The following is a 20689-nucleotide window of genomic DNA, read 5'->3' on the forward strand; positions in this document are numbered from 1 at the left end:
GGAGGAAATTTTCAATGAAAAACTACACCATTACCGTAAACGGAAATGTATATAACGTAACTGTAGAAGAAGGAACCACAGCAGGCGCAGCTCCAGTTGTCAGCGCAGCAAAAGCAGCTCCGGCACCAAAAGCAGCACCGGCAGCACCGAAAGCAGCAGCTCCGGCAGGCGCAGCAGGCAGCGTAGAGGTTACTGCTTCTGTACCTGGTAAAATCTGCAAAATCGAAGCAGCAGCAGGCACCGCTGTAAAAGCAGGAGATGCTGTTCTTGTACTGGAAGCCATGAAGATGGAAATCCCGGTTGTAGCACCGCAGGATGGCACAGTAGCAACCATCAATGTAGCAGTAGGCGATGCAGTAGAATCCGGTGACGTTCTTGCAACCATGAACTAATGCCCGTTGTAAGAAAAAACCGGAGGTGAAAAAATGATTACTGAAACTTTAAACAACCTGCTTCACCAGACGGCGTTTTTTAATCTGGACTGGGGCAATTACGTTATGATCGCAGTGGCTTGCTTCTTCTTGTATCTTGCGATTAAGCATGAATTTGAGCCGTTGCTTCTTGTACCGATCGCATTCGGTATGCTGCTTGTAAACATTTACCCGGACATCATGGCTGAGCCTTATACCGACGTACAGGGTCTTGAGCATGCGGGCGGTCTGTTCTACTATTTCTTTACTCTGGACGAGTGGAGTATCCTTCCATCCCTGATCTTCATGGGTGTAGGTGCGATGACAGACTTCGGTCCGCTGATTGCAAACCCGATCAGCTTCATCATGGGAGCTGCAGCACAGCTTGGTATCTATCTGGCGTACTTTTTCGCTATTTTCATGGGATTCAATGGAAGAGAGGCAGCAGCTATCTCCATCATCGGCGGTGCCGACGGCCCGACTTCTATCTTCCTTCTGAACAAGCTCGGACAGCAGCACCTGATGGGACCGATCGCAGTAGCAGCATATTCCTATATGTCACTTGTGCCGATCATCCAGCCGCCGGTCATGAAGCTTCTGACTACAGAAAAAGAGCGTAAAATCAAAATGGAGCAGCTTCGCTCCGTATCCAAACTTGAGAAGATTCTGTTCCCGATTGTCATTACAATCGTTGTCTGCATGATTCTTCCGTCTACCGCTCCGCTGGTAGGTATGCTGATGCTTGGTAACCTGTTCCGCGAGTGCGGCGTTGTAAAACAGCTTCAGGAGACAGCTTCCAACGCCATGATGTACATCGTTGTTATCCTTCTTGGTACTTCCGTTGGTGCATCCACAAGTGCGGAGGCATTCTTAAATGTCAGCACTTTAAAGATCGTTGCACTGGGTCTGATCGCATTCGTATTTGGTACTGCAGGCGGTGTCCTGTTAGGAAAAATACTGTGCAAGGCAACACATGGAAGAATCAACCCGTTGATTGGTTCTGCAGGTGTATCTGCGGTTCCGATGGCAGCCCGTGTATCCCAGAAGGTTGGCGCTGAGGCAGATCCGACGAACTTCCTGCTGATGCATGCGATGGGACCGAACGTAGCCGGTGTTATCGGTACAGCAGTAGCGGCCGGTACCTTCATGGCGATCTTTGGTGTATAACTTCTTAAGACAAACAAAAGTGAAAAACACTTCATTTAGGAGGATAGAAATGGCAGTAGAAAAGAAACCTGTCAAGATTATGGAAACTGTTCTGCGTGATGCACATCAGTCCCTGATCGCGACAAGAATGACAACAGAACAGATGCTTCCGATCATTGATAAAATGGATAAAATCGGATATCACGCAGTAGAGTGCTGGGGTGGCGCAACCTTTGATGCTTCCTTACGTTTCCTGCATGAAGATCCATGGATGAGACTGAGAAAACTTCGTGACGGATTTAAAAACACGAAACTGCAGATGCTGTTCCGCGGACAGAATATCCTGGGATATCGTCCGTACGCAGACGACGTAGTAGAGTATTTTGTACAGAAATCCATCGCAAACGGAATCGACATCATCCGTATTTTTGACTGTATGAACGATCTGCGCAACCTGCAGACCGCTGTCAGCGCAGCAAACAAAGAAAAAGGCCACGCACAGGTAGCACTTTCCTATACTTTAGGAGATGCTTACACCCTGGATTACTGGACCACCATGGCAAAGAGAATCGAAGAGATGGGTGCAGATTCCATCTGTATTAAAGATATGGCAGGCCTGCTCGTTCCGTACAAGGCAACTGAGCTGGTAACCGCGCTGAAAGAAGCAACCGATCTTCCGATTCAGCTGCACACCCACTATACTTCCGGTGTTGCATCCATGACGTACCTGAAAGCAGTAGAGGCTGGTGTTGATATCATCGATACCGCAATGTCTCCATTCGCTATGGGTACTTCACAGCCGGCAACTGAGGTTATGGTTGAAACCTTCAAAGGCACTCCATACGATACTGGTCTGGATCAGAACAAACTGGCTGAGATCGCAGATTACTTCCGTCCGATGAGAGACGAAGCGCTCGATACAGGCCTCTTAAATCCGAAGAACCTTGGCGTAAATATCAAGACTCTTCTGTATCAGGTACCGGGCGGTATGCTCTCCAACCTGACAAGCCAGTTAAAAGAGCAGCACGCAGAGGACAAATACTACGATGTACTCGAAGAAGTACCGCGCGTAAGAAAAGACCTCGGCGAGTGCCCGCTGGTTACTCCGTCTTCCCAGATCGTTGGTACCCAGGCTGTATTCAATGTCCTGATGGGCGAGCGTTACAAGATGGTAACGAAAGAGACAAAAGACGTTCTTGCCGGAAAATACGGTGCAACTGTAAAACCGTTCAATCCGGAAGTACAGAAGAAATGCATCGGCGATACCGAGCCGATCACCTGCCGCTACGCAGACCTGCTTGAGCCGGAGCTTCCGAAACTGGAGAAAGAGATCGAGCAGTGGAAACAGCAGGATGAGGATGTATTAACCTACGCTCTGTTCCCGCAGGTAGCTGTAGACTTCTTCAAATATCGTGAAGCGCAGCAGACAAAAGTAGATCCGGCAGCCGCTGACAAAAAAGACGGCGCATATCCGGTCTAAATAAAATCTGAGTAAAAAAAATCAGCCGGTGTTCTGTGTTCCCCGTAAAAAGGGAATGCAGAACACCGGCTTTCCTTTTCAGCTTTTCAGCCATTGCGCCAGTAATTTATTCGTGTTATAATTCAAAAGATCGAGGTGTGTCCGAAAAAGAATCAGGATGCCTCCAAAAGAAGAAATGTGGATGCCGAATGGCATTTGCAGATCGGAAAAACAAATCAGGAAGAAAATAACATGAAAAAAGAAAAAGAACAGTCTTCTTCAGAAGAGCAGAAGGCAGCGAACGAGAATCTCCTCATTCGTCTGAATCAAAATTACGGAAAGTTGAGCAAAGGACAGAAGAGGCTGGCAGATTTTATTACGGCGCATTATGACCAGGCCGTATCGATGACGGCAGCGCGCCTGGGACAGCAGGTCGGCGTCAGCGAATCGACAACGGTTCGCTTTGCGATGCAGCTTGGCTACGCGGGATATCCGGAGTTCCAGCGCGCACTGGAGGAGATGGTGATGAACCGTCTGAATTCGGTGCAGCGGATGCAGTTTACGTATGGCCGCGTGCCGCAGGGAGAAATTCTGGAGACCGTCCTGCAGTCGGACATTGAAAAAATCAAGATGACGCTGGAAGAAGTGGACCGGAGCGCCTTTGAGCGCGCTGCGGATACGATTCTTTCTGCGCGGACAATCTACATTGTCGGCATTCGGAGCTGCGCGCCGCTTGCGAGCTTTCTGGCGTTCTATCTCCATATGATTTTCCCGGATGTGCGCCAGGTACAGACAAACAGTTCCAGCGAGATTTTCGAGCAGATGATCCGCATCACGGAGGATGATGTGGTGATCGGCATCAGCTTCCCGCGGTATTCGATGCGTACGATGAAGGCACTGGAATTTGCGAACAGCCGCAAAGCGAAGGTAATTACGATCACAGACAGTGTGCATTCACCGATGAATGTTTATGCAGCCTGTACGCTGATTGCCAAGAGCGATATGGCATCGATCGTCGATTCTCTGGTGGCCCCTTTGAGTGTAATCAATGCGCTTGTCGTGGCGCTCTGCATGAAACGCCAGGCGGATGTGAAAAAGACACTTGAGAGCATGGAAAAACTGTGGGATGAGTACCAGGTTTACAGCAACGATGAAATCAACGGGCTGGACGATGCACGTCCCATGGGCGGAAAAAAGGCAGCTCTGCCGGTAAAGGAGAAAGCATGAGAAAAGCAGCAGTAATCGGCGGAGGCGCCGCCGGAATGATGACCGCCGTGCTTGCCGCCGGCGAAAAGACAGAGATTCATCTCTATGAAAAAAATGAAAAGCTGGGAAAGAAGCTGTTTATCACAGGAAAGGGCCGCTGCAATGTGACAAACGACTGCCCGACAGAAGAGTTCTTCACGAATGTGGTGACAAACCCGAAATTTCTGTACAGCTCCGCCTACAGCTTTGACAGCGCCCAGGTGCAGGAGTTTTTCGAAGCGGCAGGTGTCCGCTTAAAAGTGGAGCGCGGAAACCGTGTATTCCCGGAGTCAGATCACTCCTCGGATATTATCCGCGCGCTGGAGACGGAACTGAAACGGAAAAATGTGCAGGTGCATAAGAATACAAAAGTAAAAGAGCTTCTTTTCGAAGGAGACCGCGTGAAAGGAATCCGCCTGGAAAACGGGAAAGAGCTTTTTTACGATGATGTCGTTGTCGCAACCGGCGGTATGTCGTACCAGACGACGGGGTCGGATGGAGACGGCTACCGTTTCGCAGAAGAGGCAGGACTTGCCGTCACTCCGCTCCGCCCGGCGCTGGTTCCGCTGGAAACAGAGGAAGCGTACATCCGTGAGCTGCAGGGACTCTCCCTGAAAAATGTGACGATGACGATTAAAAACGGCAAAAAGACGCTGTTCGATGGATTCGGCGAGATGCTGTTTACACATTTCGGAATTTCCGGCCCGCTGGGGCTTTCTGCGAGCTCCTACATCGGAAAAGCACTGGAACAGCAGCCGCTGAAAGGATATCTGAACCTGAAGCCGGCACTCACGGAAGAACAGCTGGATGCGCGGATCCTGCGTGAATTTGAGGAAAACCGGAACAAACAGTTCCGCAACGTGATCAACAGTCTGTTCCCGGCGAAACTGCTTCCGGTGATGCTCTCTCTTGGCGGGATCGACCCGTACAAACAGGTCAATGCCGTATCGAAAGCGGAGCGTCAGCACTTTGAAGAGCTGATCACGCATTTCCCGTTTACAGTAACCGGAACACGGGGTTTCCGTGAAGCAATTATCACACAGGGTGGTGTTTCCGTGAAAGAGATCCGTCCGGGCACGATGGAGGCAAAGAAAAAAGAAGGTCTGTACTTCGTAGGAGAAGTGCTCGATCTCGATGCACTGACCGGCGGCTTCAATCTGCAGATTGCCTGGGTAAGTGCCCATGCTGCAGCCGAAGAGATCCGGGCAAAGGAAGAACAGGAATAAAATATGGATCACAGATTTTAGAATTTTCAGGAGGAAGAGAGAAGATGAGATTTAATCTTGCAATTGACGGACCGGCAGGCGCTGGCAAAAGTACAATCGCAAAACGTGTGGCAAAGGAGCTTTCGTTTGTCTACGTTGATACAGGAGCAATGTACCGTGCCATGGGCATCTATTTTTCAGATCTTGGCATTGCACCGGAAGAGCAGGAAAAAATTGAGGCAGCCTGCAAAGATGTGAAAATTTCCATTTCCTACGAAAACGGAGAGCAGCAGGTTTATTTAAACGGCGTCAATGTCACCGGAAGACTGCGCACCGAGGAGGCTGGAAAGATGGCATCCGCGACAAGCGCCTATCTGGAAGTACGGAAAAAACTCGTGGAGCTGCAGCAGGAGATGGCGGAGAATACGGATCTTGTGATGGACGGCCGCGATATCGGAACTGCCGTTCTGCCGAACGCACCGTTGAAAGTCTATCTGACAGCAAGTGCCCATGTCCGCGCACTGCGCCGCTGGAAAGAGCTGACCGAAAAGGGACAGACAGCCGATCTTGCGAAAATCGAGGAAGATATCAATGAGCGTGATTATCAGGACATGCACAGAGAGCATTCCCCGCTGGTACAGGCAGAAGACGCCGTACTCGTTGACAGCTCTGAAATGACGATCGATGAGGTTGTGGAAAAGATCTTAAGCCTTGCCCGCGAGCGTATGTAAACGCGGCAGAGAAAAGAGGAGAAGAAAAACAGATGGAAGTAACTGTTGCAAAAAGTGCAGGCTTCTGCTTCGGCGTCAAACGGGCGGTCGATACGGTATACCGTGAAATTGAGAGCGGTGAAAAGCCGGTCTACACCTTCGGGCCGATTATTCACAACGAACAGGTTGTGGAGGATCTCGAAAACCGCGGCGTGCAGGTGATCCATTCGGAAGATGAACTAGAGGGGCTTTCCGGCGGAACCGTTGTGATCAGGTCGCATGGCGTGTCGCGGGATGTCTGTGAAAAGATCGAAGCGCGCGGCATGAAGATTGTAGATGCGACGTGCCCGTTTGTCAAGAAGATCCACCGGATTGTGGACGAGGAGGGCAGAAAAGGCCGCCACGTCGTCATCATCGGAAGCGCGGATCATCCGGAGGTACAGGGCATCATGGGATGGGCGAGCGGCCCGGTTACCGTGATGCATACCGCCGAAGAAGCGGAAAGTTTTGTGCCCGAAAATGGAAAACCAATATCTATTGTGGCACAGACGACATTTAATTACAACAAATTTAAAGATTTAGTTGAAATTTTTTTGAAAAAGAGTTATGATAGTACTGTTTTAAAGACTATCTGCAACGCTACCGAGGAAAGACAGACGGAAGCGAGAGCAATTGCCAGGAAGGTTGATGCCATGTTTGTCGTGGGAGGCAGACATAGTTCAAACACGCAAAAGCTGTATGAGATATGTAAAGAAGAATGTAAAAATACTTACTTTATAGAGACACTCGTTGATTTGGAATCTAAGCCTTTTCAATCATTTGGTCGCGTAGGTATTACAGCTGGGGCATCCACCCCGAATAAAATAATTGAGGAGGTTCAAAAAATGTCAGAAATGAGTTTTGAACAAATGCTGGATGAATCATTTAAAACAATCAGAAACGGAGAAGTCGTTGAGGGTACTGTAATCGATGTCAAAGACGATCAGATTATCCTGAATATCGGATACAAAGCCGATGGTATTCTTACCAAAAACGAATATTCCAACGATTCTTCCATCGATCTTCACACCGTTGCACAGCCAGGTGACAAAATGGAAGTCAAAGTTCTGAAAGTAAATGATGGAGAGGGACAGGTCCTTCTTACTTACAAGAGACTTGCTGCTGAAAAAGGCAACAAGAGACTCGAGGAAGCATTCGAGAATCATGAAGTTCTGAAAGCAAAAGTAACACAGGTACTGAACGGAGGATTATCCGTAGTTGTTGAGGAGACCAGAGTATTCATTCCGGCCAGCCTTGTATCTGATGTATATGAAAAAGATCTGTCTAAATATGCAGATCAGGAAATTGAATTCGTTATTACCGAGTTCAACCCGAGAAGAAGACGCATCATCGGTGACCGCAAACAGCTCATCGTTGCTGAGAAGAAGAAACTGCAGGAAGAACTGTTCGCACGCATTGCAGTTGGCGATGTTGTAGAGGGAACTGTTAAGAATGTTACCGATTTCGGCGCATTCATCGATCTGGGCGGAGCTGACGGACTGCTTCACATCTCTGAGATGTCCTGGGGCCGCGTAGAGAACCCGAAAAAAGTATTCAAAGTTGGTGAGACTGTAAAAGTTCTGATCAAAGACATCAACGGCGACAAGATCGCTCTTTCCTTAAAATTCCCGGAAGAGAATCCGTGGCTGAACGCTGCTGACAAATACGCTGTAGGCAACGTAGTAGAAGGCTGTGTTGCCCGTATGACTGACTTTGGTGCATTCGTTGAGCTTGAGCCGGGCGTAGATGCTCTGCTTCATGTTTCCCAGATCTCCAGAGAGCACGTTGAGAAACCGTCTGATGCACTGAAAATCGGACAGGAAATCACTGCAAAAGTAGTTGATTTCAACGAGGAAGACAAAAAAATCTCTCTGAGCATGAAAGCTCTGGAAAACGAAGAGCCAGTAGAAGAGTAAGAATAATTTAACTTGCAGGTGCTGCAGTTGGATGATTAGAATGCCGTAGACAACCGGGTTTCCTGAACAGACAGGAAACCTGTTGCCTGCGGTATTTTCTTATCATCCTGTTTTTGGCACCAGAAAAGAAAAAGGGGATGAAAGTTTATGTGGGAGACGAAGATTCTGGGTGTGGATCTGTACCACGTTCTAGCATGGTTCTGGCTGTACAGCTTCTGCGGATGGATATGGGAGAGTTCCTATGTATCGATCCGGCAGAAAAAACTGGTCAACCGCGGTTTTGTCAATGGTCCGCTGCTGACACTGTACGGCACCGGCGCTGTTATGGTATACTTGATCCTGCGCCCGTTTGAAGCGAACGTCTGGGCACTGTATTTCGGAGGTGTCATTGTAGCGACGGTTCTGGAATATGTAACCGGCGTGCTGATGGAGACCATTTTTCATGCGCACTGGTGGGACTACAGCAATCAGAAGTTTAATTTTCAGGGAAAGATCTGCCTCAGCAGTTCGATTGCCTGGGGATTCTTTACACTGGGGCTGTTCTATATTCTGCAGCCGATTGCCGTGAAAGTAGTGAATCTTGTTTCGGATACTACAGGAGAGATCATTGTTTCCGTTGTTACCGTCTGCTATCTGGTAGATTTTGGATTTTCCGCAGCCGCAGCATTCCAGCTGGGACAGAAGATGCGCAGTCTGGAGAAAACGTGGGGAGAATTTATGAAATATCTGCAGAAATCCCGCTTTAACCAGCTTGCCGAGGAGATGAATGCGAAAGTACAGCAGTATCGTGCAGAGTATTCCAGAGATAAGATGAAAGAATATCTGGCCGAGAAACGCCAGACACTGTCTGAGGCAATGGAGCAGATGCAGAAGCTGGAGAAGGAGCGGAAAGAAGCCGAGGGAAGAAGAAATCCGCTTTCCGAGTCGAAGAACCGCCTGATGGAGTTCGGAGCAGAGCAGAAGGAACGCCTGACCGAGTTCGGAGCAGAGCAGAAAGAACGGTTTGCGGCACTTGGATTTGATGTGCGCAGCGATAAGATGCCGGATCTTAAAGAGCTGCTGGAGCGCTTTGACCAGATGACAAAACCGCAGCTTCCGACCAACTGGCTGATGCGCCTGACAACGAAACGTTATCTGCGCGCCTATCCGCATCTGCAGGGAACGCATCATGCTTCTCTGAAAAAGGAAGAAAAAAAGGTAGAAGAGAAAGAAGAGAAAAAATAAAGGACTGCTTGGAAAGGACAGTCCCGGAAAAACGGCCGTGCATGCAAAAACGTGTACGGCTGTTTTATTTTCTGGTTTTGCTATTGTCTTTGAAAAAGAGCTGAAGCTCGGAACAGAGATACTCTTTCAGGAGATTTTCCTGCGAAAGAAAGGCATCGGACCACTCAAAATAGTAAGGGCGGCTTTTGAAATCCTCGCGGAAGGCCGGGGTGAAAAACTCTTTCTGCTGCGGAAGAAATGTACCGGTCCGCCGCTGATAGCAGTTGGCAGCCTTTGCTTTCTGACGGTGTTCCGGATCGACAAACGCGCCAACGCTCTTGTGAACAGCCTGATCCTCCAGCGGAAGATAATAGTAATTCTTATAGTCCGGGAAGAAATATTTCAGCTCCGCCGTATGCGTCTGCAGGGAGAGAGAAACCCGTGAACCAAAGGCTGTAAGAGAACCATCCGCGCAGACACGGGAGAGGAAAACCGGAACTTCCCGCTCGGGCTGCAGTGAAACTTCCAGTGTCTGTCCGGTAAAACGACACGACTGGACAGAAAAATCGCCGTGAAACAGGGCAGGAAGCGCGAGCAGTTCCAGAACAGAACCCATGCCGAGGACATCCTCATAATTGTGAAGGAAAAGCAGTTCCAGTTTCTTTTCATCCAGTGTCTGAAGATAGTCGTGGTAAACAGAAATCAACTGTTTTCCGTTAAGTTGATCCTTCCGTGGGAATGAGAGATACTGTTCCACATTTTTCTGTTTCATTGAAGAAAGTCCCAGGATTGACTGAAACGGGCGGAGTGCCTGATAAAGATCCAGGGATGCGATTGACGAAAGCGGATCTTCCATCTGATAAAACAGTGCTTTGTGTGTGAGGTAAGGAAGATCAAATGTCGTTCCATTAAAATGCACCAGCTGCTTCACGTCGGAAAGAAACGTGAAAAAAGAGACAAGCATCTCTTTTTCTTCGGTCGGTCGATCAAGAAACCACTGGCGCAGTGTGAAAGCATCCGCGGCCGGGTCAAAGAACAGCGCACCAATCAGATAGAGATGCGAGGTACGCCAGGAAAGGCCGGTCGTCTCAATATCGAAAAAGACATCGCCGTTTCTCAGATACATCTGAAGATTGGCAGAGAGAGCAGCGGGGGTAGAATCTATGATCTGCATAAGGTTTTTTGTCTCCTTTGAAAAACTTTTTTGAATCTAAAGATATTATAAGACGAAAAAATCTGACATGCAAGAAAGACAGCGACTAATCGTTGCGTGATGAGAAAAGTTCTGCTATAATAGAATGTGCGTTCGCTTTCGAAAAAAGAAAACGGCGCTTTGGAGGAAAAACATGATTGCATTTATCAAAGGAACTGTAGATTCTCTTTCGGAAGGAAAAATGATTCTCGAAAGCCATGGAATCGGCTATGAGCTGAATATTCCAGCGAGTATGTTCGACGCAGGCATCCGGGAGGGAGAAGAGTTAAAGATATATACCCATATGAGTGTGCGGGAAGACGGAATTTCCCTATTCGGCTTTCTGTCCCGTGAAGATCTTGAAATATACCGTATGCTGATCGGCGTAAGCGGCATCGGACCAAAAGCGGCGCTTGCGGTGCTGTCCACGCTTACTGCAGACAATCTGCGCTTTGCCGTCCTCTCGGAAGATGTCCAGGCGATTGCCAAAACACCGGGCATCGGAAAGAAGACCGCGCAGAAGCTGATTCTGGAATTAAAAGACAAATTCGACCTGCAGGAAGCGTTCGAGCAGAAGCTGGCAGGAAATCAGGCGGCTGCGGCGGTACGGCAGACAGGCGAACCGGATGCCTTCCAGGATGCGGTACAGGCGCTGACTGCGCTTGGCTACTCCGGAACGGAAGCACTGCAGGCAGTAAAGAAAGTCGAAATCACCGAAGGCATGGACAGCGAGGCTGTGCTGAAAGCGGCATTGAAGCATATGTTTTAGCAGATGGTCCTAAATTGTGGAAGAAGGAAACCTTATAACGATGGAAAGAAGAATTATCACAACTGACGTTCTCGAGGAGGACGTGAAAATCGAAGGTTCGCTCCGTCCCCAGCACCTGGACGACTACATCGGACAGGAAAAGACGAAAAAGAACCTGAAAGTATATATTGAAGCAGCAAAACAGCGAAGTGATGTTCTCGATCATGTGCTGTTTTACGGCCCTCCGGGACTTGGAAAAACAACGCTGGCGGGCATCATTGCAAATGAGATGGGAACCCATATGAAGGTAACGAGCGGCCCGGCGATCGAAAAACCGGGTGAGATGGCAGCGATCCTCAACAATCTGCAGGAGGGCGACGTCCTGTTTGTTGATGAGATCCACCGCCTGAACCGCCAGGTCGAGGAGGTTCTTTACCCAGCGATGGAGGATTTTGCGATTGATATCATGATCGGAAAAGGCTCTTCGGCGCGCTCGATCCGCCTGGATCTGCCGAAGTTTACGCTGGTCGGCGCAACAACGCGTGCAGGTCTTTTGACTGCTCCGCTCCGCGATCGGTTCGGTGTCATCCACCATCTGGAATTTTACACGGAGGAAGAATTGGCCAACATTATCCTGCACTCCTCAAAAGTACTGAATGTGGAGGTGGATCCACAGGGAGCGCTTGAGATGGCACGCCGTTCCAGGGGAACACCGCGCCTGGCAAACCGGATTTTAAAGCGTGTCCGCGACTTTGCCCAGGTGAAATACGATGGAAGAATCACAAAAGAGGTCGCATCGTTTGCTCTCGATCTGCTGGAAGTAGACCGTTACGGACTGGATCAGACTGACCGGCTGCTTCTTACCACCATTATGGAAAAGTTCCAGGGCGGTCCGGTGGGACTCGATACCCTGGCAGCATCGATTGGAGAAGATGCCGGCACCATCGAGGATGTCTACGAGCCGTTCCTGATCAAATCCGGATTTATCAACCGCACTCCGCGCGGAAGAGTGGCAACGGAATTTACCTGGCACCACCTGGGGCTGGAGGCACCGCGTAAGATCGAAGAGTAAAAGCCCTGAATCTTTCATTTCCTGTCGCTTTTTGCAGAAAAAGGTTGTTTTTCTTCCATTTTCGGTATATGATAGGTTATATTAGCCGGGAGTTTGGTCCGGTTAAATTCAGTGGAGGAAAAGCAAAAGAATGGCTGTAAAAAATACAACACAGGTTTTAATAGATGGAAAAATTATCACACTGGGAGGCTATGAGAGCCCGGAATATCTGCAGAAAGTAGCTGCTTATCTGAATCAGAAGATCAGCGAACTTTCCCAGTCAGCCGGATACAACCGCCTGTCGGTGGATACGAAGCACACACTGCTTGCACTGAACATTGCAGACGACTATTTCAAAGCAAAAAGCCAGGTAGATACCCTCGAAGAGGATATGGAAGCCAAAGACCGGGAAACCTACGATATGAAGCACGATCTGATTGCAGCGGAAATCCAGGCCGGCGATCTGAAAAAAGAGCTGGAAGAGAAACGAATCGAGCTGGAACATGTGCGCGGCGAGATGGAAGAACTGCAGCGGCAGCTTGATAAGGCAAATAAGGATCTGGAAGATTTATTAAAAGCGTAAAAGAAGGAAAAACGGGGGATTGCGGAACAGGTAATCGCCCGTTTTTAGGAGATAAAGATGAAGACAGAATTATTAGCACCAGCCGGTTCGATGGAAGCGTTAAAAGCAGCGGTTTCCGCCGGTGCGGATGCCGTCTATCTCGGCGGAGCCGCATTCGGCGCAAGAGCGTATGCAAAAAATCTGGATGAGCAGGAGATTCTCTCAGCCATCGATTACGTCCATCTGCGGAACCGGAAACTGTATCTGACGGTCAACACCCTCTTAAAAGAGGAGGAACTGGAAGAGAAACTGTATCCGTATCTGCGTCCGTACTATGAGCAGGGACTGGATGCCGTGATTGTCCAGGATATGGGCGTTTTAAAGGCGGTCCGCTCCTGGTTCCCGGATCTCGACATTCATGCGAGCACACAGATGACAGTGACAGGATCTGCGGGAGCGCGTTTCCTGGAGAGCCTTGGCGCAACGCGTGTGGTACCGGCCCGTGAGCTTTCGTTTGCGGAGATCCAGAAAATCCACCGGACGACCAACCTTGAAATTGAATGCTTCGTCCACGGGGCGCTCTGCTACTGCTATTCGGGACAGTGCCTTTTTTCCAGCCTGATCGGCGGAAGAAGCGGAAACCGCGGAAGATGCGCGCAGCCGTGCCGTCTGCCGTACGAAGCGTACGATAAAGACAACCACCGCATGGGGGAGCCGGGCGACCGCTATCCGTTAAGCCCGAAGGATATGTGTACGGTAGAACTGCTGCCGGAGATTGTAAAATCCGGGATTATGTCCCTCAAAATCGAAGGCAGAATGAAAAAGCCGGAGTATACAGCGGGCGTTGTCAGCATTTACCGCAAATACCTCGATCTGTACGAGAAAAAGCCGTCTCGTTTCCACGTTCTGCCGGAGGACATGAAAAAGCTGTATGAGCTGTATAACCGTGACGGTTTCAACAAAAGCTATTATACCGTAAGAAACGGACGCGATATGATGGCGCTGAAGAACGAAAAAGAGCAGGAAAATAAAAAGAAACAGCGCAGAAATGAGCAGCTCTTTTATGAGATCCAGAGAGATTATATCGAGACTGAGGCAAAAGAGCCGATTTCCGGCTTTCTGACCCTGTATCCGGGCCAGCCGGCGTTCTTAAGTGCAGAAAGCGGAAAATACAGCGTAACAGCAGAGGCGGGCATGGTAGAACCGGCAAAGAAGCAGCCGCTGACCGCGGAACGCGTAAAAACACAGCTGGAAAAGACAGGCGAGACACCATTCTATTTCAAAGAACTCGATGTCTGTATGGATGACAACTGTTTCGTGCCGATGCAGACGTTAAACGAGCTGCGGAGAGGCGTTTCAGACCAGCTGGTGAAAGAGATGACAGAGCCATACCGCAGAAAAGCAGCGGAAAAGCCGGAACAGGAAGCAAAAGCATCTGGAAAACCGGACCAGGAGAGCAGGGCAGAAAAGAAAATGGAGCTGACCGCATCTGCCGAGACGAGAGCCCAGTGGAATGCACTGCTCGAGATTCCGGAGATCACGACGATCTACGCCGGCATGGGATGCTTCAAACGGGAAATCTTCGAAGAGCAGGCGGAAAAAGGCATCCTGCAGGCGAAAGAACTGGGAAAACAGGTTTATCTGATGCTGCCGCACGTTGTACGTGAAGGCGATCTGAAGGAATACCGCGACATGTTCCGCTGTCTGAAGGAGATCGGTCTTGGCGGTTTCCTGATCCGCAATCTCGAAAGCTTTTCGTTTTTGAAAGAGATGGGAATGGAAAAGGATATCCGGCTCGATTACAGTGTTTACACGTACAACAGCCGTGCGCAGGCATTCTGGCAGGAGCAGGGCGTGCAGCGTGATACCGTTCCGTATGAGCTGAACGAACGGGAAATCGGAAAACGTGACAATACGAACAGCGAAATGGTGGTCTACGGCTACCTTCCGATGATGGTTTCCGCCCAGTGTGTCCAGAAGAACCTGAACGGCTGCAATCACAGTTATTCTCTGGTACGCTTAAAAGACCGGATGGGAAAATACTTCCCGGTGAAGAGTTACTGCACCTCGTGCTACAGTGTGATCTACAACAGCCTTCCGCTCGGCCTGGTAAAAGAAGCCGATGAGATCCGGTCCATGCATCCGGCTGCGGTGCGGCTGAATTTTACCATCGAGACACTGGAGGAGACAAAAGAAATCGCCGCTGCGTTTGCTGGAACGTACTGTAAAGGAATCGCAGTTCCGGCCGAACGGGAATATACCAAAGGCCATTTCCGCCGGAAAGTAGAGTAAACGGTGAGAAAAAATAAGGGGAATTTATGGAAAATACCATTGTTCAGTTATCAAAATATGTGATTACCTTCCTCATGATCTGTTTTACCGTGCAGTCGTTTGCTGCACTCAAAGAGCGGGATGAGGATGAGCGCCATTACATTCTGATGCGGCAGATCATCATGATCATTCTGATGAATTTCATCTGTTTTTTCGTGATGTTCCTGCAGGAAGGCGAAGTATCAACGATTCAGATGTTTCTGCTCACGATGGCGTATATCCTGGGCGTACAGATCCTGTACCGCCTGATTTACCGGAAGGCATCGATGATCCTGGTAAACAACATGTGTATGCTGCTCTCGATCAGCATGATTATTCTGACGAGACTGAGCGTGTCAAAGGCGATGTCCCAGTACAAAATTCTGGCGGCATCCACACTGCTCTGCTTCATCATTCCGGTCATTGTCCGAAAGGGCAAGTTTCTGAAAAATCTGACCTGGATTTACGCTGTGCTCGGAATTGCCATGCTTTCCGTCGTTATGGTGCTTGGCTTTACTTCCGGCGGTGCGAAGCTGTCGATCGAAATCCACGGCATTACGTTCCAGCTCTCCGAGATTGCCAAGATCACACTCGTGTTCTTTATGGCAGGCATGCTGCGCGAGGATAATTCCTTTGGAAACGTTGTGAAAGCAACGGTCGTTGCGGCAGTTCATGTGCTGATCCTTGTTGCATCCACCGACCTTGGAACTGCGTTCGTCTTCTTTATGGCGTACGTGGTTGTAATCTATGTGGCAACGAGAAAAGCCAGATATCCGCTTTTGGGACTTGCGGGAATGAGTGCCGCCTGCGTTGTGGCGTATTTCCTGTTTTCCCATGTACGGAACCGTGTGGCACTCTGGCAGGATCCGATCGGAAACTGGGATATCAGCAGCCAGTTAGCACAGGGACTCTTCGGCATGTGCTCCGGCGGATGGTTCGGAACCGGCCTTTTCGAGGGACGGCCTGACATTATCCCGGTTGCAACGAAAGACTTTATTTTCTGTGCGATCTGTGAGGAGATGGGCATTATCTTCGGAATCTGCCTGATTCTGCTGTGCATGTCCACATTCCTTCTGATTATCAATATTTCCATGAAGATGAGCAAACGGTTCTACAAACTGATTGCCATGGGTCTTGGAACGGAATATGCGACACAGGTGTTCCTCACCATCGGAGGAACCATTAAATTTATTCCTATGACAGGTATCACGCTGCCGCTGGTCAGCTATGGAGGAAGCTCTATGTTCTCCACGGTGCTGATGCTGTCGATCATTCAGGGATTGTACATCTTAAGGGAAGACGAAGGTGAGGAGCTTGAGAAAAGACAAAACAAGAAGAAACGAAACCAGCAGAAAAACGACCCAGGCGCCAAGAAAAAACGACGCCCGGACGAAGAGACCGAAAGACGAAAGAAGAGCGGCAGCCGGAACGACGGACAGGGAACCCGCCAGAAGTACCGCGAGCAGCCGGATGAATTCGAACGGCGGATCGAAGAGCAGACCGAGAACAGCCTCCACTGGTAAGGCGGCAAACAACGGCGCAGGGCCGTATCTGATCGTTTCGTTCCTGTTCGTGGCCATGTTTCTTGGGCTGATCGCGTATCTCGTTTACTTTAATGTCGTGCGGAAAGAAGAATTTCTGAATAGTTCTTACAATACGAGACAGAATAACTATGCAGAGCGCGTGATCCGCGGAACAATCTATTCTGCGGACGGCCAGGAACTGGCAAAGACGACGACAGATGAAAACGGGGATGAGGTAAGAACGTATCCGTTCGGCAGCCTGTTTGCGCAGGTGGTTGGCTACACGGGAAAAGGAAACAGCGGCCTCGAATCTTCCTACAACTATATGCTGATGGAGTCCCATACAAGTAAGTTAAAGCAGGTAAAGAATGAATTCAGCGATGCGAAGAACCCGGGAGACAGTCTCTATACAACGCTGAATACAACACTCCAGCAGGCCGCGGCCGATGCACTGGACGGATACCGCGGTGCAGTTGTCGTGCTGGAGGCAAAAACAGGCCGTGTACTTGCCAATGTGAGCAATCCGGTTTTTAATCCTAATACGATTGATGAGGACTGGGAGGCACTGAACGCAGACGATGAGAGCGGCGTGTTTCTGAACCGCGGTCTGCAGGGAAGATATCCGCCGGGATCTACGTTCAAGATTGTTACTTCGCTTGCGTATCTCCGTCAGAACGGCACACTGGACGGTTTTTCGTTCGACTGTGACGGTGAGCTGACAGCAGGAAACTATACGATTCACTGCTCCGGCGGTGAAGTGCATGGACCGGAAGATTTTGCAGGTGCGTTTGCACATTCGTGCAACTCTGCCTTTGCACAGATTGGCCTTGGGCTGGATAAAGATGCCTTCCGCTCGCTGGCGGATTCCCTGTATCTGAACAGCCGTCTGGATCTGGAGCTTCCGACCAGCAAAAGTTCTTTCGACCTTGATTCGACAACGGCGGATGCTCTTGTGATGCAGACCTCCATTGGCCAGGGCGATACGCTGGTAACACCGATGGAGATGGCACTGATCGCCTCCGCGGTTGCAAATGATGGAGAAATGATCAAACCGCGTTATGTGGACAACATTGTGTCTGCGGGCGGACAGGCAGTCAAAACCTTTTACAAAGAGTCTCTTGGCACGGTAATGTCCGAGAGCGAAGCCAATACGCTGACAGAGCTGATGAAAGGCGTTGTCCAGAGCGGAACTGCAGTTTCACTTTCGGATCTGCCGTACAATATCGCCGGTAAAACAGGAACCGCAGAACACGGAAGCGACGGAGAGACACCGCATTCCTGGTTTGTCGGATTCTCCAATGCGGATGATCCTGATATTGTCATTGCTGTTGTGGCAGAAAACGGCGGATATTCGAGTGAAGTCGCTGTACCGATTGCAAGACAGGTAATTGAAGCATATTATGCACAGCAGTAAACGATGAAAAAAACGCGTTCGAACCGGAAAGGATGGGTTCGGGCGCGTTTTCTGAATTTTTAGAAAAATGTTAGAAAAAGGATGCGGTTTTAAGGTTGCGCGGGGGCGGGAAAAGAGGTATACTTTTTAACAGAAGATCTGGCGGCAAGCGGGAAGAAAAGAGCTGTCAGGGAATGGAAAAAGCCAGAAGGAGCTTAAAACGTATGATCGAAGCAGTAAGCTGCGGAGGTATCGTAATCTACCGTGGAAAAATATTGACGCTTTACAAAAGCTACCGCAACAAATATGAAGGCTGGGTTCTGCCGAAAGGAACCGTTGAGCCGGGAGAAACCCATGAACAGACTGCTGTCCGCGAGGTATATGAGGAGTCCGGCGTACACGGCACCATCATCAAGTACGTGGGAAAAAGCCAGTACAGCTTCAGCATTCCGGAGGACACCGTGGAAAAAGAGGTGCACTGGTATCTGATGGTCTCATCCGGCTACTACAGCCGTCCACAGAGAGAAGAATACTTTGTGGATTCGGGCTATTACAAGTATCACGAAGCATATCATCTGCTGAAGTTTTCCAATGAACGGCAGATTCTGGAAAAGGCCTATCAGGAGTATCTGGAACTGAAGAGAGCAAATTTATGGAAGGTTCAGCCACAGGCTCAGGGAAAATATGGTAAACTGGTATAAAAATCTGTACGTCGGGGATACTGCAAAAAAGAAACAGAAAAAATGGATGCGCCGGATTGAGAACAAAAAAGCAGTTCCGGGAGTCTGGCTCCTCACACTGCCTTCCAATCAGCAGAACAATCTGGATGTAATTCCGGCGGATCTGCTTTTGCAGCCGGCCGTGCGGAGAAACTGTCCGATGATTGTCGGACTTGCCGTGTCGCGCGAGGAAGCTTTTGAGCTTGTGGAGGCGATCGCATTGGAAACTTATCGGGAAACCGGAGAAGTAAAAATCCGGGAATGGCTGCTGAACCGGATTGAGGGATGTGAATGATACATATACTATTCATGATTTTGAAGGCACTGGGGATTTTACTCCTTGTTTTACTGTTTCTCGTGCTTCTTATCGTCTGCACCGTCCTGTTTCTTCCTTTTTGCTACCGGGCGCAGGTTCTGAAAGAAGAAGAGGGATTTGCCTGCGTAAAAGCGAGCGGAAGAGTATCGTGGCTTTTCGGAGCTGTCGCGCTGACGGCCTCGTATGAGGAACAGAAGCCGGAGGCGCAGATTCTGCTTTTCGGGGCATCACTGGAAACATGGAAACGGCGGCTGAAAAAGATCCGCCGGGGAGAAGCGTCCGTGCCCCGGACGGAGGAAAATGAGACAGAAAATGCGCCGGAAGCAGAAAAAACAGCAGAGCAGAAAGCACCGGACCAGAAAGAAAAGCAGCAGAAGGTGACAGCACAGAAGGAGCAGCCAGAGCAAGAGCAGGAACCGGATGCGCCGAAAAAAAGCATTCTGGAACGGTTTTTCGGAAGGATCGAATATCTTCCGGAAAAACTGCTGAATCTTGCCAGCCGTCTGCTGCAGACAGCTTTCCGGCTGTTGGAACTTCCGTTCCGTCTGCTTGAAAAACTGGAGCAGAAAATCCAGGCAGGCAGACGGTTAAAAAGAAAGTGGGAGAGTGTGAAAAAATTCTTCCGTTCGAAGATGTTCCGTGAGGCGCTGCTCCATGCAAAGAAAGAAGTGCTTTATTTCCTGAAGAAAGCAGCACCGAAAAAAGTAACCGGCACAGTCCGGTTCGGATTTAACGATCCGGCACTGACCGGAGAGACACTCGGCATTCTGGGTATGATTTATGGAAAACTGCCGAAAGACCTTTCCATCCAGCCGGATTTCGAACAGGAAATTCTCCAGGGCGATGTCCGGATGAAAGGAAGTTTTCAGGCTGTGACAGCAGCCGGCATTGCACTTCGATTATTCCGGGATCAGAATCTTCGGAAAACCATACGACATTTCAAACACAAGGAGGCCTAAAAGATGGCAGAAAAGGACAACACATTTCAGAATACCGTAGAAGCACTGTTCCGCGGAATGGACAGTTTTATCACAACAAAGACGGTCGTAGGTGAGGCGATCCACATTGAGGATACGATTCTTCTGCCGCTGGTAGACGTTTCCTTCGGCGTGGGAGCGGGTGCATTCGCAGAAAATGCAAAGAACAATGCAGGAGGCGGTATGGGCGGAAAAATTTCTCCGAGCGCCGTTCTTGTCATCAGCAAAAACGGAACGCGTCTGGTCAACATCAAAAACCAGGATGCTGTCACCAAAATCATTGACATGGCTCCGGATCTGATCAGCCGCTTTACCGGCAAAAAGGAAGAGGACGGGTATACCGCAGAGAAAGTAGAGCATATAATAAACCAAGAGGCGGATAAGGAGTAAGCTCGTTTGTGCAGAATTTTAGGTTTTCTGCTGTTTTGGATGGGGGTCGGGCTTCTCATCAGCCTGATGATCCGTAGCTCATTTCTTACGGTTCTTGCGGCCGCTCTGCTGCTGTGCGTGGGATATCATCTGTTCTGCAATACAGGGGAATAGTGAAAGATGCACAAAAAGATCG

The 20689-nt window shown here is 49.5% G+C and carries 20 protein-coding genes; 19 read left to right on the forward strand and 1 reads right to left on the reverse strand.

Annotated features, from left to right (window positions below; translation table 11 throughout):
* Positions 1-14 precede the first annotated feature (14 nt).
* The 8 genes from DWZ44_RS01360 (at position 15) to DWZ44_RS01395 (ending at position 9354) form a co-directional block, all read left to right on the forward strand.
* Positions 15-392: a biotin/lipoyl-containing protein gene (locus DWZ44_RS01360; RefSeq protein WP_117509004.1), complete on the forward strand. Its 378-nt coding sequence runs from the start codon at positions 15-17 to the stop codon at positions 390-392.
* A gap of 33 nt (positions 393-425) precedes the next feature.
* Positions 426-1577 (forward strand): sodium ion-translocating decarboxylase subunit beta, encoded by a 1152-nt coding sequence (locus DWZ44_RS01365; RefSeq protein WP_055226382.1) that lies wholly within the window; start codon positions 426-428, stop codon positions 1575-1577.
* Positions 1578-1626: 49 nt separating this feature from the next.
* The gene (locus tag DWZ44_RS01370; RefSeq protein ID WP_117804070.1) at positions 1627-3036 is read left to right on the forward strand and encodes an oxaloacetate decarboxylase subunit alpha; all 1410 of its coding nucleotides are present in this window, start codon (positions 1627-1629) and stop codon (positions 3034-3036) included.
* Positions 3037-3267: 231 nt separating this feature from the next.
* Positions 3268-4242 carry a MurR/RpiR family transcriptional regulator gene (locus DWZ44_RS01375; RefSeq protein ID WP_022462335.1) on the forward strand — a complete coding sequence of 325 codons (975 nt, stop codon included), beginning with the start codon at positions 3268-3270 and terminating at the stop codon, positions 4240-4242.
* A complete protein-coding gene (locus DWZ44_RS01380; RefSeq protein ID WP_117804071.1) occupies positions 4239-5486 on the forward strand; it encodes an NAD(P)/FAD-dependent oxidoreductase in 1248 nt (415 codons plus the stop codon). Before DWZ44_RS01375 ends, DWZ44_RS01380 begins: the two co-directional genes overlap by 4 nt.
* Before the next feature lie 44 nt (positions 5487-5530).
* Positions 5531-6196 (forward strand): (d)CMP kinase, encoded by a 666-nt coding sequence (cmk, locus tag DWZ44_RS01385; RefSeq protein ID WP_022462337.1) that lies wholly within the window; start codon positions 5531-5533, stop codon positions 6194-6196.
* A gap of 32 nt (positions 6197-6228) precedes the next feature.
* A complete protein-coding gene (locus DWZ44_RS01390; RefSeq protein ID WP_117509002.1) occupies positions 6229-8130 on the forward strand; it encodes a bifunctional 4-hydroxy-3-methylbut-2-enyl diphosphate reductase/30S ribosomal protein S1 in 1902 nt (633 codons plus the stop codon).
* Between the two features lie 147 nt (positions 8131-8277).
* Positions 8278-9354, forward strand: coding sequence for a putative ABC transporter permease (locus DWZ44_RS01395; protein WP_117801018.1), 1077 nt, complete (start codon positions 8278-8280; stop codon positions 9352-9354).
* A 64-nt stretch (positions 9355-9418) separates the two neighbouring features.
* On the opposite strand, the gene DWZ44_RS01400 is transcribed toward DWZ44_RS01395, so the two are convergent.
* Positions 9419-10507, reverse strand: coding sequence for a ribonuclease H-like domain-containing protein (locus DWZ44_RS01400; protein WP_117804072.1), 1089 nt, complete (start codon positions 10505-10507; stop codon positions 9419-9421).
* Between the two features lie 172 nt (positions 10508-10679).
* On the opposite strand from DWZ44_RS01400, the gene ruvA reads away from it, so the two are divergent.
* The 11 genes from ruvA to DWZ44_RS18355 all read left to right on the forward strand — a co-directional run bounded on the left by ruvA (position 10680) and on the right by DWZ44_RS18355 (position 20667).
* Entirely contained in the window at positions 10680-11294 is a 615-nt protein-coding gene (gene ruvA / locus DWZ44_RS01405) for a Holliday junction branch migration protein RuvA (protein ID WP_117508999.1), read from the forward strand.
* Positions 11295-11334: 40 nt separating this feature from the next.
* Entirely contained in the window at positions 11335-12345 is a 1011-nt protein-coding gene (ruvB, locus tag DWZ44_RS01410; protein WP_117804073.1) for a Holliday junction branch migration DNA helicase RuvB, read from the forward strand.
* Between the two features lie 130 nt (positions 12346-12475).
* Positions 12476-12907 carry a cell division protein ZapA gene (zapA, locus tag DWZ44_RS01415; protein ID WP_055226374.1) on the forward strand — a complete coding sequence of 144 codons (432 nt, stop codon included), beginning with the start codon at positions 12476-12478 and terminating at the stop codon, positions 12905-12907.
* A gap of 57 nt (positions 12908-12964) precedes the next feature.
* Positions 12965-15178, forward strand: a complete 2214-nt coding sequence (locus DWZ44_RS01420) for a U32 family peptidase (RefSeq protein ID WP_117804074.1) — start codon at positions 12965-12967, stop codon at positions 15176-15178.
* A gap of 26 nt (positions 15179-15204) precedes the next feature.
* Positions 15205-16719, forward strand: coding sequence for an FtsW/RodA/SpoVE family cell cycle protein (locus DWZ44_RS01425; protein WP_117508997.1), 1515 nt, complete (start codon positions 15205-15207; stop codon positions 16717-16719).
* 55 nt (positions 16720-16774) lie between these two features.
* Positions 16775-18133: a peptidoglycan D,D-transpeptidase FtsI family protein gene (locus tag DWZ44_RS01430; protein ID WP_202031401.1), complete on the forward strand. Its 1359-nt coding sequence runs from the start codon at positions 16775-16777 to the stop codon at positions 18131-18133.
* Between the two features lie 203 nt (positions 18134-18336).
* On the forward strand, positions 18337-18813 hold the full coding sequence (locus tag DWZ44_RS01435; protein ID WP_117508996.1) for an NUDIX hydrolase: 477 nt from the start codon (positions 18337-18339) through the stop codon (positions 18811-18813).
* A complete protein-coding gene (locus tag DWZ44_RS01440) occupies positions 18797-19126 on the forward strand; it encodes a hypothetical protein (protein WP_022461899.1) in 330 nt (109 codons plus the stop codon). Before DWZ44_RS01435 ends, DWZ44_RS01440 begins: the two co-directional genes overlap by 17 nt.
* The gene (locus tag DWZ44_RS01445) at positions 19123-20106 is read left to right on the forward strand and encodes a DUF2953 domain-containing protein (protein ID WP_117801030.1); all 984 of its coding nucleotides are present in this window, start codon (positions 19123-19125) and stop codon (positions 20104-20106) included. The genes DWZ44_RS01440 and DWZ44_RS01445 overlap by 4 nt, the downstream gene beginning before the upstream one ends.
* A gap of 3 nt (positions 20107-20109) precedes the next feature.
* On the forward strand, positions 20110-20514 hold the full coding sequence (locus tag DWZ44_RS01450) for a GerW family sporulation protein (RefSeq protein WP_117760321.1): 405 nt from the start codon (positions 20110-20112) through the stop codon (positions 20512-20514).
* Positions 20515-20520: 6 nt separating this feature from the next.
* Positions 20521-20667: a hypothetical protein gene (locus tag DWZ44_RS18355; RefSeq protein ID WP_167622772.1), complete on the forward strand. Its 147-nt coding sequence runs from the start codon at positions 20521-20523 to the stop codon at positions 20665-20667.
* Positions 20668-20689 lie beyond the last annotated feature (22 nt).

It is taken from the genome of Blautia sp. AF32-4BH (assembly GCF_003460565.1).
Taxonomy (GTDB): domain Bacteria; phylum Bacillota; class Clostridia; order Lachnospirales; family Lachnospiraceae; genus Fusicatenibacter; species Fusicatenibacter saccharivorans.

Coding starts and splice junctions, on each gene's coding strand:
- DWZ44_RS01360 (WP_117509004.1), top strand. CDS start 15: ATGAAAAACTACACCATTACCGTAAACGGAAATGTATATAACGTAACT.
- DWZ44_RS01365 (WP_055226382.1), top strand. CDS start 426: ATGATTACTGAAACTTTAAACAACCTGCTTCACCAGACGGCGTTTTTT.
- DWZ44_RS01370 (WP_117804070.1), top strand. CDS start 1,627: ATGGCAGTAGAAAAGAAACCTGTCAAGATTATGGAAACTGTTCTGCGT.
- DWZ44_RS01375 (WP_022462335.1), top strand. CDS start 3,268: ATGAAAAAAGAAAAAGAACAGTCTTCTTCAGAAGAGCAGAAGGCAGCG.
- DWZ44_RS01380 (WP_117804071.1), top strand. CDS start 4,239: ATGAGAAAAGCAGCAGTAATCGGCGGAGGCGCCGCCGGAATGATGACC.
- cmk (WP_022462337.1), top strand. CDS start 5,531: ATGAGATTTAATCTTGCAATTGACGGACCGGCAGGCGCTGGCAAAAGT.
- DWZ44_RS01390 (WP_117509002.1), top strand. CDS start 6,229: ATGGAAGTAACTGTTGCAAAAAGTGCAGGCTTCTGCTTCGGCGTCAAA.
- DWZ44_RS01395 (WP_117801018.1), top strand. CDS start 8,278: ATGTGGGAGACGAAGATTCTGGGTGTGGATCTGTACCACGTTCTAGCA.
- DWZ44_RS01400 (WP_117804072.1), bottom strand. CDS start 10,507: ATGCAGATCATAGATTCTACCCCCGCTGCTCTCTCTGCCAATCTTCAG.
- ruvA (WP_117508999.1), top strand. CDS start 10,680: ATGATTGCATTTATCAAAGGAACTGTAGATTCTCTTTCGGAAGGAAAA.
- ruvB (WP_117804073.1), top strand. CDS start 11,335: ATGGAAAGAAGAATTATCACAACTGACGTTCTCGAGGAGGACGTGAAA.
- zapA (WP_055226374.1), top strand. CDS start 12,476: ATGGCTGTAAAAAATACAACACAGGTTTTAATAGATGGAAAAATTATC.
- DWZ44_RS01420 (WP_117804074.1), top strand. CDS start 12,965: ATGAAGACAGAATTATTAGCACCAGCCGGTTCGATGGAAGCGTTAAAA.
- DWZ44_RS01425 (WP_117508997.1), top strand. CDS start 15,205: ATGGAAAATACCATTGTTCAGTTATCAAAATATGTGATTACCTTCCTC.
- DWZ44_RS01430 (WP_202031401.1), top strand. CDS start 16,775: ATGTTTCTTGGGCTGATCGCGTATCTCGTTTACTTTAATGTCGTGCGG.
- DWZ44_RS01435 (WP_117508996.1), top strand. CDS start 18,337: ATGATCGAAGCAGTAAGCTGCGGAGGTATCGTAATCTACCGTGGAAAA.
- DWZ44_RS01440 (WP_022461899.1), top strand. CDS start 18,797: ATGGTAAACTGGTATAAAAATCTGTACGTCGGGGATACTGCAAAAAAG.
- DWZ44_RS01445 (WP_117801030.1), top strand. CDS start 19,123: ATGATACATATACTATTCATGATTTTGAAGGCACTGGGGATTTTACTC.
- DWZ44_RS01450 (WP_117760321.1), top strand. CDS start 20,110: ATGGCAGAAAAGGACAACACATTTCAGAATACCGTAGAAGCACTGTTC.